6 protein-coding genes are annotated in these 15052 nt (G+C 22.7%); 1 reads left to right on the top strand and 5 read right to left on the bottom strand.

The features are described from left to right. Positions 1-90: 90 nt before the first annotated feature. Complete coding sequence (locus EXC65_RS02000) at positions 91-2505, top strand: endonuclease/exonuclease/phosphatase family protein (RefSeq protein ID WP_165001329.1); 2415 nt, start codon at positions 91-93, stop codon at positions 2503-2505. A gap of 182 nt (positions 2506-2687) precedes the next feature. Here EXC65_RS02000 and EXC65_RS01995 read toward each other — a convergent pair whose 3' ends face one another. The 5 genes from EXC65_RS01995 to EXC65_RS01975 form a co-directional block, all read right to left on the bottom strand. Next, positions 2688-5924, bottom strand: a complete 3237-nt coding sequence (locus EXC65_RS01995) for a hypothetical protein (RefSeq protein WP_129719824.1) — start codon at positions 5922-5924, stop codon at positions 2688-2690. 355 nt (positions 5925-6279) lie between these two features. Continuing rightward, positions 6280-9516 (bottom strand): hypothetical protein, encoded by a 3237-nt coding sequence (locus EXC65_RS01990; protein WP_129719823.1) that lies wholly within the window; start codon positions 9514-9516, stop codon positions 6280-6282. 357 nt (positions 9517-9873) lie between these two features. Next, positions 9874-13113, bottom strand: a complete 3240-nt coding sequence (locus tag EXC65_RS01985; protein WP_129719822.1) for a hypothetical protein — start codon at positions 13111-13113, stop codon at positions 9874-9876. 115 nt (positions 13114-13228) lie between these two features. Then, positions 13229-14305 (bottom strand): nicotinate-nucleotide adenylyltransferase, encoded by a 1077-nt coding sequence (locus tag EXC65_RS01980; protein WP_129719821.1) that lies wholly within the window; start codon positions 14303-14305, stop codon positions 13229-13231. Positions 14306-14324: 19 nt separating this feature from the next. Continuing rightward, on the bottom strand, positions 14325-14996 hold the full coding sequence (locus EXC65_RS01975; protein ID WP_129719820.1) for a 16S rRNA (uracil(1498)-N(3))-methyltransferase: 672 nt from the start codon (positions 14994-14996) through the stop codon (positions 14325-14327). Between the last annotated feature and the right edge of the window lie 56 nt (positions 14997-15052).

The raw sequence follows: 15052 nt of genomic DNA, 5'->3' as shown, positions 1-15052 counted from the left end.
ATTTATTAAAAAAAAATATCTTTTTTTATTTTTTTTAATCTTTTTTTTTTTTTTGAATACAAAAAAAGATTTTTAGTTTAATATATGCATATGAAGAGCAAAATATTTTCATCAATACTTTTGACAGTCTCAATGGCAACATTTGCAATTGCTGCACCGCTAGCAACTTTATTAGTTACAAGTAAAAAAATACGTGAAAACAATCAAAAAATACATGAAAAAAATAAAAAAACAGAATTAAATATAGATAATAATAAAAAAACAGAATTAAATATAGATAATAATAAAAAAACAGAATTAAATAATAAAAATATTTCAACCAAAAATGATGAAATAATAGATAAAACCTCAACATCACAAAATCCTATCGAAGAGAAAAAAATTGTAGAAGATCCTGATTTTCCAACACATTTAAAAATAGCTATGTGAAATGTTTTGAATTTATACCCTAATTCTAAAGAAACAAAACTAGAAGCTTTAGCTAAAATAATTATTCATGAAAATCTCTCTCTTGTTGGATTGACAGAGGTGCAAGGTGAGAAAAAAAGAAATACAATTGATCCAAATGAAATTGATTTAAAAGCAAAAAAATCAACTGAAAATTTAATAAACAAATTAAATAGCATTGACACAGTAAAAGATTGAGATTATGTAATTAGTCCAAAATTAGCAGCACCAGGAAAAGATAGTCAAATGGAGAGTGTTGCAATTATTTATAAAAATAAATATTTAAAACCTATTCCATTTGTTGGTTATGAAAATTTAGATCATAAATTATTAGGTGCTAAATACCATAACACACCATGACAAAGTAGATTAAAAGTATCAAATGAAAAAAGTCAGTATATTCGTGAACCTTTTGGTGCAAAATTTCAAGTAAAAAATAAACATCAAAATGATTTTACAATTGTTGTGGGACACTTTGATCCTCCCGGATCTAAAGATAAAAGAGGAGAAAAAAATGCTGGATCAGGTTTTGCAGGGCAAGGAAATTTTGAAATAGAAGAAGCCTTTCAAACACCAGAAGTTATGCAATGATTTGATTCTATTGATGGTAAAAATGATGATTTATTTTTTATGGGTGATACCAACATTAAATTAAAGCCAGGGTTGAAAGCATTTGAAAGACTTGAAAAAACTGGTTATAAAAATTTAATTCCTATTTCAGAAGGTGGGACAACACTTAATGGTTCAAGCACAAATTTTACAGAGAATCCTTATGATCGTATTTTTTATAAAGGAAATATACCTTATACAAAAGTAGGTAAATTCAAAGAGTTAGCACAAATTAATGAATCAGGTATTTTAGGTAATTTAGAAATAAAAAGTATTCGTGATGACATTAGTGATCATACTTTGGTTTATGTTGAATTAAAAGTTGATGAAAAAGATGTGGATGATGATACAGCACAACCAATTGTTATTCCGAAAAATGATGAAATAAAACCAGATGTAAAACAAGACCAACCCAAAAATACCAAAGAAAAAACAAAAACAAATAAAAATAATATAAATTTATTTCAAAATGAAGCTAAACTAACAAATGAACAATTACTTGAATTTGTAACTGAAGAAAGCTTAAACAAAATCAAAAACATAAATTCAAGACAAATCGAAAGTATTTTAAACACTTTAAAAAATTCACCAAAAAAAATTATTTCAAATTGAGATGATGTAAAAGAAAAAAATGTAGTAGGTGGTAAAACAATTGAAAAACTCAATAATGCTTTTCCATTTAATGAACTAGCTGAAAAAATTCAAAATAAAAAAACAAAAAAAGAAACTTCAATTAATGATAATGAAAATATTACACCACAGGATAATGGTGAAAAAAATATAAAACCACAAAAAGATGGTAATCAAAATACAACACCAAAAGAAAATGGTGAAACAACAGATAATACAAAAGATGCTATTAGTAACCAAGATGAAGAAATATTACCAAAAATTAGTGAAGTAGAAAAAACTGATATTCATGAAATAAAATCAAATGCAAAACAAGACCAACCCAAAGAAAAAACAAAAAAAACAAAAGGCAAAAAAAAGAAAAAGAAAAAAAGCAAAAAAAGCCAAAAAACAAAAAAAGAAACTTCAATTAATGATAATGAAAATCTCCCACCACAAGAAGATGGTGATGAAAATATAACACCACAGGATAATGGTAAAACAACAGATAATACAAAAGATGCTATTAGTAACCAAGATGAAGAAATATTACCAAAAATTAGTGAAGTAGAAAAAAATGATATTTCACAGAAAGAATCAGAAAAGAAAAAAATAACATTAAGTATGTTGTTGGAATCAACAATCACAAAAGAAACTTTACTTAATGCAGGAATTACAGATAGATATTCAAAACCGTTATTAGAATATTTAAAGAAAAATCCTGATAATGAATTTAAAGGATGAAAACCACTAAAAGATGCTATTAAAGGTGTGGGTAAAGCGACATTAAAAAAACTTGAAGAACATTTTCCAGAAGATCAATTGTTTGGGAATAATTAACATATTAAAACTCAAATTTAAAAATTAAATTTGGGTTTTAATTTTTAAATTAAATAATAAAGATTTAATATAATTGTTTTGAATATTCTGTTTCTTTAATCTAAAGTAAAAATAAAAAAAATCTTATAGCAAATATAAGTTTGTTATAAGATTTTTTGTTTTAATTTATATTAATATTAAATTTAATTCATATCACTTGAATTTATTGTTTTGATACTACTGTCAGTATGTTCTGAATCATTGTTAATTAAAGTTTTATTTCTTTCTTGGTTTATACCTTTAACTTTAATATTTTTATCAAATGGTCTATCAACAGCATTTGCTACAGTTAATTCCACTGAATAATCAATATTTTTTGAAATTTTATCATTTTTATTTTCAATACCTTTAGTGAAATCATCACTATTGTCAGCTATTTCAAATTCAAATGTAACAATATAATCATCACCTTCTTTTTGAACTGTTTTTTCTTGTGAAGTGCTAAATTTGTTTTGTTCATTTTTGGAAGTGAGTTTTAATTTTATCCTTTGATCATCAGTTAATACTTCATCTAATGAATTAATTTTGTATTTGATCTCCAACATTTTTTTACCATTATTATCTTTTGTTTGCTTACTTACTAATTCAACTGTGGTTTCTCTAGGTTCTGTAATAAGTGGTGATATTTGTTGTAATGTTGTAATATTTAATACACTTTTTAATTCTGTTCCATTTTTAAATTTTCGTAAAGATTCAACTAAATTTTTTTTATTTGTATCTACAGGATCTCACATAACATAAAGTTTTAAATTAGAGTACTGACGGTTAGAAACTAAATCATTAAATTTAATTTTTAACTTATTGTCTTTTATCTTAAATACATTAGTTGCAACAATTTTACCTTTTTGTGTCTTATATCCTGCTTCACTCTGTGTCATTTCAGCTTTAAAAATAAGTGAATTACCAAAAGTTGTTGTTTCTTTTAAGTGTTTATTTGTATCATTAAATAACAATTCAAATTCTATTTCAGCATTAACTTTATTATTTTCTATACTTTGATTTCACTTATAATCAATTGTTTTAAATTTAATTTGATTTCCAAATTCAAATTGATCATCTAGATTTTCATAATTTTTATTTATGTTAAGAACTTTTGTGTTTGCATCATTATTCATTCATAAATTTTGCGCAATTTTGTCATGCTCACTAAAATTAGTTATTTGTAATCCTTTTAAAGTGTTATTTTTGTTAAAATCATTTTGACCACTAGAAACATCAATATATTTTTTTCCATCATCAGACACTTTTATTTTTATATCATTGTTGAAATTATCATTGTGAATAAAATTTGTATCTTTGCCAGTTTTGCTATTGTGGTATTTTCATTTTATTGGTGTTTCAGCTTTTATAATATCATCAGTATCTTCTAAATAAATTTTTATAGTAAATCTTGTGATATCTTTTACTGTAGTTTCATCACCTACAACATTTGAAATCCTTAAAGAGTTTTTACCATTGGTAGCATTTGTCTTGAAAGTATTTTTATTTTTTTCTTCTATTGGTAAATTACCTTCATTATCAGTTTTTGTTAAAGAAGTTGTGTTTAGTGCTCCGGGTGTTTCAACTAAATAAATTTTTTCAAATTTATAAATTCTATTACCTTTAAATTCGCTATCTTGTACTTTTTCAAAGTTAATTTTACCTTTTTGTGTTTCATCTGTGATGTTTGCTGCAAATAGAACACTTCCATCATCATCATTAAAAGATGATTTATATTTTAAGACTATTGTATGATTTTTTCATTTTTTAAAAATATTTTCAAATTCTACTTCCATTTTGAAAGGAGAAGTTTTTTCAAAAAATTCACCTTCAGTTCCGTTAGTATCAATAGATCTTATTTTTCTTATCTGTGTTTTTGAACTATCAAGTGTTTTTGCTTTTTTATCAGTAACAGAATCATTAAAATCAAAATTTTTGCTTGCATAATTATTATTAGCAATAAAATCGCTATAGTGCGGCTCTTCGGTGTTGTTTGTTGTATTTTTTTCAACAGCTTTAATACCAACAATTTCATATTCTTTATTTTCTTTTAAATTTGATATTTTTCCTTTTAAAATTGCTTTTTTGTTTTGTTTATTGTCATCTTCTAATGGGTTTTGAACTTGCTCTAAAGTAACAGCATCAGATGTTTTTTCTGTGTTTGTTTCAACATCTTTATAAATAACCACATATTTTTGTCCCAAAGTAAAAGGAGCGTCTTCTGAATTAATTTCAGCAGAAAATGCTATTTCATCAACATCTGTTGCATTTAAACTTAGAGTTGTAATTTCAGTTTTGCTTTCTTTAGTTTTAAATTCATTTTCTTTAGAAAATTCCGCAAAATCATTAATTATTAATTTATCTAATTTATATTTACGATTAGATTGTTTAAAAGAAATTTCAAATTTAAGTTGTTGTTTACCATTTTTTTCAGTAATTTCAGGTTGTTGTTCATTTTTTGATATATCTTTTGAATTTGTTTCATTAACATATTGAAGTGTAAATTTATTTTTTTTCATTTGTTCAATAGTTATTCCATTTTCAAAAGCTAAATCGATTGAAATTTTTGCTTTTTGACTAGAAGATGAATCTTGAGTTGATTCTTGTGTAATGTCGCCAAGTGTTATTTTAGATAAATCTAATGGTTTATTTTCTTTTTCATTTACATTATATGTTTTATTATTCATTGAAAATGACTTTAGTTTTCATATAAAACCTAATGTGTTTTCATGATTTTTTATTTCATCTATTGTTGGAATATCAATTGTAGAATTTTTATCTATTGTTTTTTTAATATCTATTTTTTTGCTTTGTACATTTTCTTGAGTTGTGACAAAACTAAAAGTAATTTCAGTTTTGTCATTTTTAATTAACTCATTATTATCTAAAATTATTTGATTATTTTTGATTGGAGCTGTTTTATCAACTATTTTTTCTTCAATTGAAATTTTTGATAGATCCAAATTAAGATCATTATTTGTATTTTTTGAATCTAAAATTTTTATTGAAGTAATAGTATATTTTTTACCAAATGTTAAAAAATTAGTGTCAATTAGTAATTGATTATTTTGAATAGTAATTTTTTCACTTGAGCTATATACTTGATTTTCTTCATCTTTTAATTCAATTTTTGCCTCAGTATTGTCATCTACATTTTCAAAAGTTGCTTTAATTTCAATTTCTTTATTTTCTTTTTCAACAATTTGTAATGTTTTTAATTTAATATCTTTTTGTGTTGGCTCTTTTTCTGTTTTTTTATCTTCATTAGTAATTTTTGTTTTTTTACCTTTTGATAAAGGAACAGCGATTGCAGTAGCTATTATTGCTATTGCGGTAACTGAACCTAAAATAAGAAAAGCCATTTTTCTTTTTTGTTTTAAAATATTATTTTTTTTGTTCATTACTTCATTATATGTATTTTTGACAAAAAAAAAAAAGCTAAAAAAAAGATTTTTTTGCCTTTTTTTTGTTACTTTTTTTACTTTTTTAGAAATAAAACATAATTTAATTTTTAATTAATAATTATATTTATATAAATAAAATATTGCCTAAATTTTGTTTTTAACATGTTTTCAAAACACTTTTAACTATTATTAATATTTATAGAATTATTTAAAAAACATACAAAAATTATATTGTAAAATTTGCATTAATTATTTATAACTTTTTTTATGTTTTGCTAAAAACTAAAAAAATCTTATAGCAAATATAAGTTTGTTATAAGATTTTTTGTTTTTATTTATATTAATATTAAATTTAATTCATATCATTTGAATTTATTGTTTTGATACTATTGTCAGTATGTTCTGAAGTATTGTTAATTAAAGTTCTATTTCTTTCTTGGTTTATACCTTTAACTTTAATACTTTCATCAAATGCTCATTTAACAGGACCTTCTACATTTAATTCAACTGAATAATCAATATTTTTTAAAATTTTATCATCTTTATTTTCTTTATTCAAAGTAAAATCATTGTTATCATTATTTTCAATTATTTCGAATTGGAATGTAACAATGTAATTATTACCTTCTTTTATAATATTTTTTTCTTGAGAAGTGCTAAATGAAGTGTTATTATCTTTTGATGTAAGTTTTAATTTTAGCAGTTGATTAGTTAAAGTCTCATCTAGTGAATTAATTTTGTATTTGATCTCCAACATTTTATTAACACCTTCATTTTTTTGGTTTTTACTTAGTAATTCAACTGTGGTTTCTCTAGGTGTTGTTTTTAAATCTAAAATATTTGGTAAATTATTTAATAAACGATCAATTGTTATTGATGTTGCATTAGGATTTTTAAATTCTTGTATATTTTTTTTGTTATATTCAGACATAGCATAAATTCTTAAATTAGAATATTTTCTATTTGAAACTAAATCAGTAAATTTAATTTTTAATTTCCCATTTTTTACTTCTAGCACAGTTGGTTCGATAATTTTTATAGTTGTTGAATCAGGTTGCCCTGGAATTTGGTGTTTGTAGCTTTGAGCGCTTTGTACCATTTCAGCTCTAAATTTAACTGACTTACCAAGATATTTATCTTCTTTCATGTGTTGATTTGTTTCATCATAAAGCATTTCTAACTCAATTTCAGCATTAACTTTTCCGTTTTCATCAATAGATTGAATTCAATCATATTTTTTATTTACAAATTTAATTTTATTCCCAACAAAAATCTTTTTGTTATTATTTGTATAATCATGTTTAATTGATATTTCATCATTGTTGCCTCATAAATTTTTGGCAATTTTTTTGTTAGTTTTTGATGCAATTATATCATAAATATAATTATCACCTTCATTAAATTTTATTCCTAGAACAGTTCTTCTAATAAATTTCTCATTTTGACTATTAATTTCTATTTTGTTATTATTTCAAGAATCCAGATCAGGATAATTGATATCTCTATTTTTATTTTTCCATTCTAAAGCAACACCAATCCCTAAGTTTTCACCTTTAGATAAAATATTATCTTTATCATCTATTATTGCTGAAAAATAGTCAACTGTTAAATTTCTTTCTACATTTCTACGGTCAACTCTAACTATTCTAAGTGCATTTTTTCCATCAGTAGGATTTGTCTTGAAAGTATTTTTATTTTTTTCTTCTATTGGTAAATTACTTTCATCATCAGTTTTTGTTAAAGAAGTTGTGTTTAGTGCTCCAGGTGTTTCAACTAAATAAATTTTTTCAAATTCATAAATTCTATTACCTTTAAATTCGCTATCTTGTACTTTTTCAAAGTTAATTTTACCTTTTTGTGTTTCATCTGTGATGTTTGCTGCAAATAGAACACTTCCATCATCATCATTAAAAGATGATTTATATTTTAAGACTATTGTATGATTTTTTCATTTTTTAAAAATATTTTCAAATTCTACTTCCATTTTGAAAGAAGAAGTCTTTTCAAAAAATTCAGCTTCAGTTCCATTAGTATCAATAGATCTTACTTTTCTTATCTGTGTTTTTGAACTATCAAGTGTTTTTGCTTTTTTATTAGTAATAGAATCATTAAAATCAAAATTTTTGCTTGCATAATTATTATTAGCAATAAAATCGCTATAGTGCGGCTCTTCGGTGTTGTTTGTTGTATTTTTTTCAACAGCTTTAATACCAACAATTTCATATTCTTTATTTTCTTCTAAATTTGATATTTTTCCTTTTAAAATTGCTTTTTTGTTTTGTTTATTGTCATCTTCTAATGGGTTTTGAACTTGCTCTAAAGTAACAGCATCAGATGTTTTTTCTGTGTTTGTTTCAACATCTTTATAAATAACCACATATTTTTGTCCCAAAGTAAAAGGAGCGTCTTCTGAATTAATTTCAGCAGAAAATGCTATTTCATCAACATCTGTTGCATTTAAACTTAGAGTTGCAATTTCAGTTTTGCTTTCTTTAGTTTTAAATTCATTTTCTTTAGAAAATTCTGCAAAATCATTAATTATTAACTTATCTAATTTATATTTACGATTAGATTGTTTAAAAGAAATTTCAAATTTAAGTTGTTTTTTACCATCTTTTTCAGTAATTTCAGGTTGTTGTTCATTTTTTGATATATCTTTTGAATTTGTTTCATTAACATATTGAAGTGTAAATTTATTTTTTTTCATTTGTTCAATAGTTATTTTACTTTCAAAACTTAAATCAATTGAAATTGTTGCTTTTTGACTAGAAGATGAATCTTGAGTTGATTCTTGTGTAATATCGCCAAGTGTTATTTTAGATAAATCTAATGGTTTATTTTCTTTTTCGTTTACATTATATGTTTTATTATTCATTGAAAATGACTTTAGTTTTCATATAAAACCTAATGTGTTTTCATGATTTTTTATTTCATCTATTGTTGGAATATCAATTGCATCATTTTTATCTATTGTTTTTTTGATGTCTATTTTTTTGTTTTGAATATTTTCTTTAGTTGTGACAAAACTAAAAGTAATTTCAGTTTTGTCATTTTTAATTAACTCATTATTATCTAAAATTATTTGATTATTTTTGATTGGAGCTGTTTTATCAACTATTTTTTCTTCAATTGAAATTTTTGATAGATCCAAATTAAAATCATTATTTGTATTTTTTGAATCTAAAATTTTTATTGAAGTAATAGTATATTTTTTACCAAATGTTAAAAAATTAGTGTCAATTAGTAATTGATTATTTTGAATAGTAATTTTTTCACTTGAACTATATACTTGATTTTCTTCATCTTTTAATTCGATTTTTGCCTCAGTATTGTCATCTACATTTTCAAAAGTTGCTTTAATTTCAATTTCTTTATTTTCTTTTTCAACAATTTGTAATGTTTTTAATTTAATATCTTTTTGTGTTGGCTCTTTTTCTATTTTTTTATCTTCATTAGTAATTTTTGTTTTTTTACCTTTTGATAAAGGAACAGCGATTGCAGTAGCTATTATTGCTATTGTGGCAACTGAACCCAAAATAAGAAAAGCCATTTTTCTTTTTTGTTTTAAAATATTATTTTTTTTGTTCATTACTTCATTATATGTATTTTTGACAAAAAAAAAAAAAGCTAAAAAAAAGATTTTTTTGCCTTTTTTTTGTTACTTTTTTTACTTTTTTAAAAATAAAACATAATTTAATTTTTGATTAATAATTATCTTTATATAAATAAAATATTGCCTAAATTTTGTTTTTAACATGTTTTCAAAACACTTTTAACTATTATTAATATTTATAGAATTATTTAAAAAACATACAAAAATTATATTGTAAAATTTGCATTAATTATTTATAACTTTTTTTATGTTTTGCTAAAAACTAAAAAAAATCTTATAGCAAATATAAGTTTGTTATAAGATTTTTTGTTTTAATTTATATTAATATTAAATTTAATTCATATTACTTAAATTTATTGTTTTGATGTTGCTGTCATCATGTTCTGAATCATTGTTAATTAAAGTTCTATTTCTTTCTTGGTTTATACCTTTAACTTTAACATTTTGATCAAACGCTCAATCAACAGCACTTGCTACAGTTAATTCCACTGAATAATCAATATTTTTTAAAATTTTATTATTTTTATTTTCTATATTATTATTATTATTATTTTCAATCATTTCAAATTCAAATGTAACAATATAATTATCGCCTTCTTTTGTAATATTTTTTTCTTGAGAAGTGCTAAATGAAGTGTTATTATCTTTTGATGTAAGTTTTAATTTTAGCAGTTGATTAGTTAAAGTCTCATCTAATGAATTAATTTTGTATTTGATCTCCAACATTTGTTTATTATTTTCATTTTTTGTATTTTTACTTACTAATTCAACTGTGGTTTCTCTAGGTGTTGTTTTTAAATCTAAAATATTTGGTAAATTATTTAATAAACGATCAATTGTTATTGATTTTGTATTAGAATTTTTAAATTCTTTTATATTATTTTTGTTATATTCAGACATAGCATAAATTCTTAAATTAGAATATTTTCTATTTGAAACTAAATCAGTAAATTTAATTTTTAATTTCCCATTTTTTACTTCTAGCACAGTTGGTTCAATAATTTTTACATTATCACTTTGTGAATTTGGATTTTCTTTTGGATGGTTGTAGCTTGGAGCGCTTTGTACCATTTCAGCTCTAAATTTAACTGACTTACCAAGGTATGTATTTTCTTTCATGTGTTGATTTGTTTCATCATAAAGCATTTCTAACTCAATTTCAGCATTAACTTTTCCGTTTTCATCAATAGATTGAATTCAATCATATTTTTTATTTACAAATTTAATTTTATTCCCAACAAAAATCCTTTTGTTATTATTTGTATAATCATGTTTAATTGATATTTCATCATTCTTGCCTCATAAATTTTTGGCAATTTTTTTGTTAGTTTTTGATGCAATTATATCATGAATATAATTATCACCATCATTAAATTTTATTCCTAGAACAGTTCTTTTAATAAATTTCTCATTTTGACTATTAATTTCTATTTTGTTATTATCTCAAGAATCTAGATCAGGATAATTGATATCTCTATTTTTATTTTTCTTTTCTAAAGCAATACCAATCCTTAAGTTTTCACCTTTAGATAAAATATTATCTTTATCATCTATTATTACTGAAAAATAGTCAATTGTTAAATTTCTTTCTGCATTTCTACGGTCAGCTCTAACTATTCTAAGTGCATTTTTTCCATCAGTAGGATTTGTCTTGAAAGTATTTTTATTTTTTTCCTCTATTGGTAAATTACCTTCATTATCAGTTTTTGTTAAAGAAGTTGTGTTTAGTGCTTCAGGTGTTTTAACTAAATAAAATTTTTCAAATTTATAAATTCTATTACCTTTAAATTCGCTATCTTGTACTTTTTCAAAGTTAATTTTACCTTTTTGTGTTTCATCTGTGATGTTTGCTGCAAATAGAACACTTCCATCATCATCATTAAAAGATGATTTATATTTTAAGACTATTGTATGATTTTTTCATTTTTTAAAAATATTTTCAAATTCTACTTCCATTTTGAAAGAAGAAGTCTTTTCAAAAAATTCAGCTTCAGTTCCATTAGTATCTATAGATCTTACTTTTCTTATCTGTGTTTTTGAACTATCAAGTGTTTTTGCTTTTTTATTAGTAATAGAATCATTAAAATCAAAATTTTTGCTTGCATAATTATTATTAGCAATAAAATCGCTATAGTGCGGCTCTTCGGTGTTGTTTGTTGTATTTTTTTCAACAGCTTTAATACCAACAATTTCATATTCTTTATTTTCTTTTAAATTTGATATTTTTCCTTTTAAAATTGCTTTTTTGTTTTGTTTATTGTCATCTTCTAATGGGTTTTGAACTTGCTCTAAAGTAACAGCGTCAGATGTTTTTTCTGTGTTTGTTTCAACATCTTTATAAATAACCACATATTTTTGACCCAAAGTAAAAGGAGCGTCTTCTGAATTAATTTCAGCAGAAAATGCTATTTCATCAACATCTGTTGCATTTAAACTTAGAGTTGCAATTTCAGTTTTGCTTTCTTTAGTTTTGAATTCATTTTCTTTAGAAAATTCCGCAAAATCATTAATTATTAATTTATCTAATTTATATTTACGATTAGATTGTTTAAAAGAAATTTCAAATTTAAGTTGTTGTTTACCATCTTTTTCAATAATTTCAGGTTGTTGTTCATTTTTTGATATATCTTTTGAATTTGTTTCATTAACATATTGAAGTGTAAATTTATTTTTTTTCATTTGTTCAATAGTTATTTTACTTTCAAAACTTAAATCAATTGAAATTGTTGCTTTTTGTTCTTCATTATTACTAGAAGATGAATTTTGAGTTGCTTCTTGTGTAATGTCGCCAAGTGTTATTTTAGATAAATCTAATGGTTTATTTTCTTTTTCGTTTACATTATATGTTTTATTATTCATTGAAAATGACTTTAGTTTTCATATAAAACCTAATGTGTTTTCATGATTTTTTATTTCATCTATTGTTGGAATATCAATTGCATCATTTTTATCTATTGTTTTTTTGATGTCTATTTTTTTGTTTTGAATATTTTCTTTAGTTGTGACAAAACTAAAAGTAATTTCAGTTTTGTCATTTTTAATTAAATCATTATTATCTAAAATTATTTGATTATTTTTGATTGAAGCTGTTTTATCAACTATTTTTTCTTCAGTTGAAATTTTTGATAGATCCAAATTAAGATCATTATTTGTATTTTTTGAATCTAAAATTTTTATTGAAGTAATAGTATATTTTTTACCAAATGTTAAAAAATTAGTGTCAATTAGTAATTGATTATTTTGGATAATAATTTTTTCACTTGAACTATATACTTGATTTTCTTCATCTTTTAATTCAATTTTTGCCTCAGTATTGTCATCTACATTTTCAAAAGTTGCTTTAATTTCAATTTCTTTATTTTCTTTTTCAACAATTTGTAATGTTTTTAATTTAATATCTTTTTGTGTTGGCTCTTTTTCTGTTTTTTTATCTTCATTAGTAATTTTTGTTTTTTTACCTTTTGATAAAGGAACAGCGATTGCAGTAGCTATTATTGCTATTGTGGCAACTGAACCTAAAATAAGAAAAGCCATTTTTCTTTTTTGTTTTAAAATATTATTTTTTTTGTTCATTACTTCATTATATGTATTTTTGACAAAAAAAAAAAAAAAGCTAAAAAAAAGATTTTTTTGCCTTTTTTTTGTTACTTTTTTTACTTTTTTAAAAATTACAAAAATATTTTAAAATTTACTTTTCAATTAAATAATTATAGATTTCTAGTTGTTCTTTAGAAACATCGGTTTTAGATAAATTAAAGTTTTTTGTTTTTTTAACAATTAATTTAAAAGCTTCTTCAAAATTTTCAAAAGATAATTTTCTAATTTTTTGAATACCTTCAAATTTTCTCCCTTGACAAAGTTTATCTGCCATAAATACAACTTTGTCGAGCAATGATAAATTTTTTGCTAATGATGTGTGAACACTAATAGCTTTTATAATATTTTCGTTTTTTAATTTATAAACATTTTTTAATCAAAGAGATCCAGTTAATTGATGCAATTGATAATCTTTTATTTTTTTATCATCGATATTATTTTGTTTTAAAAACATTCTATGTTTTTCTAGAGTTCAATTTTTTGTTATATCATGACATAAACCCGCAAATCATGCTTCTTTAACATTTAATTTTAAATTTTGAGCATATTTAGCAGCAAGATTACCAGCTGCAATTGAATGTTTATGCCTTTTAGCTTCTTGTGTGTTTTTTAATATATCGTCAATGTATAAATAATTTTCAGCTATATATTCATTTACTTTTGGATTTAAGAAACTAAAATCACCTTTTTTAACTTGAGTTGAAGAAATTTCATAAATTTTATTATTTAATAATTTGCAATTATATTTTTTTAAATTAATTTTGTTAATATTTTTACTTCTTTTAAAAACAATAATTTTGGCAATCTCACTTATTTCCTTAATATTTTTTCACTTATTTAGTTTTGGTAAATTATCTGAACCAATAAATAAGTATAATTTACTATTAGGATATTTTTTTTGAAAGTATTTAATTGTGTCAATTGTATAACTCACACCTTTTCTTTTAACTTCAAAAAGTGAAATCTCACTTTTTTCAGGTTTAGATAATTCCAACATTTTTATTCTATGTTTTATATCTATGCTTTTTTCATTTTTTTTAAATGGGGATTTAAAAGTAGGTACAAAATAAAATTTATCTAATTCTAAAGTTTCTATTGCAAAATTAGCAATGTTAATATGTGCATTGTGCACTGGGTTGAAACTTCCGCCAAATATTCCTATTTTCATTTTTTCTCCTATAATTAATTTATTGCTTAATTCTTGAAAGAATAAAAAGAGTAGCTGTTTCAGCTCTTAATATTCTTTTACCTAAAAAAATTGTTTGAAAACCATTTTTTTGTGCTAATTCAACTTCTTTTTCACTAAAGCCACCTTCAGGACCGATTAAAAAAATAGAATTTTGTTCATACAATTCATTTAAATTATTGTTATTATTGCACTTTTCATGAGCAATATATTTATTTAAAATTTTTTCTTTTATAATTTCATCAAAAAAACATGGCATTTCAACAATCATTGCTTTGTTACGAAATGATTGTTCTGAAGCACTTTTAGCAATTTTATTTCATCTCTCGACTTTTTTTTCAATATTATTCCCTAATTTTTGTACAACATTTTCTGAATACATTGGAAAAAGTTTTGTAGCACCTAGTTCTGTTGCTTTTTGAATTAATCATTCAAATCTTTTGGTATTTATAATAGAAGCAGCAATTATGACATCATTTTTAAATTCATGATTTTCATTTAATTTTTCAAGAATTTTAGCTTTATTTGCTTCTAAAATTGTTATATAAAATTCTTCTTTATAAACACAGATAAATTTTTGTGATTGAATTCTACTAACTTTTATATGGTTTAGTGTTTCTTTATTAAGTAAAAAATAATTTTTTTCTTTTTGGTCTACAAAAAATCTAAACATTAACTTTCCTTTTTTAATTAAAATCTAAAAAAAAATATTTTTTTTATTTTTATTAT

The organism is Mesomycoplasma neurolyticum (assembly GCF_900660485.1).
In the GTDB taxonomy this organism is placed as follows: domain Bacteria; phylum Bacillota_I; class Bacilli_A; order Mycoplasmatales; family Metamycoplasmataceae; genus Mesomycoplasma_A; species Mesomycoplasma_A neurolyticum.
This window is presented reverse-complemented; position numbering and strand designations above follow the sequence as displayed.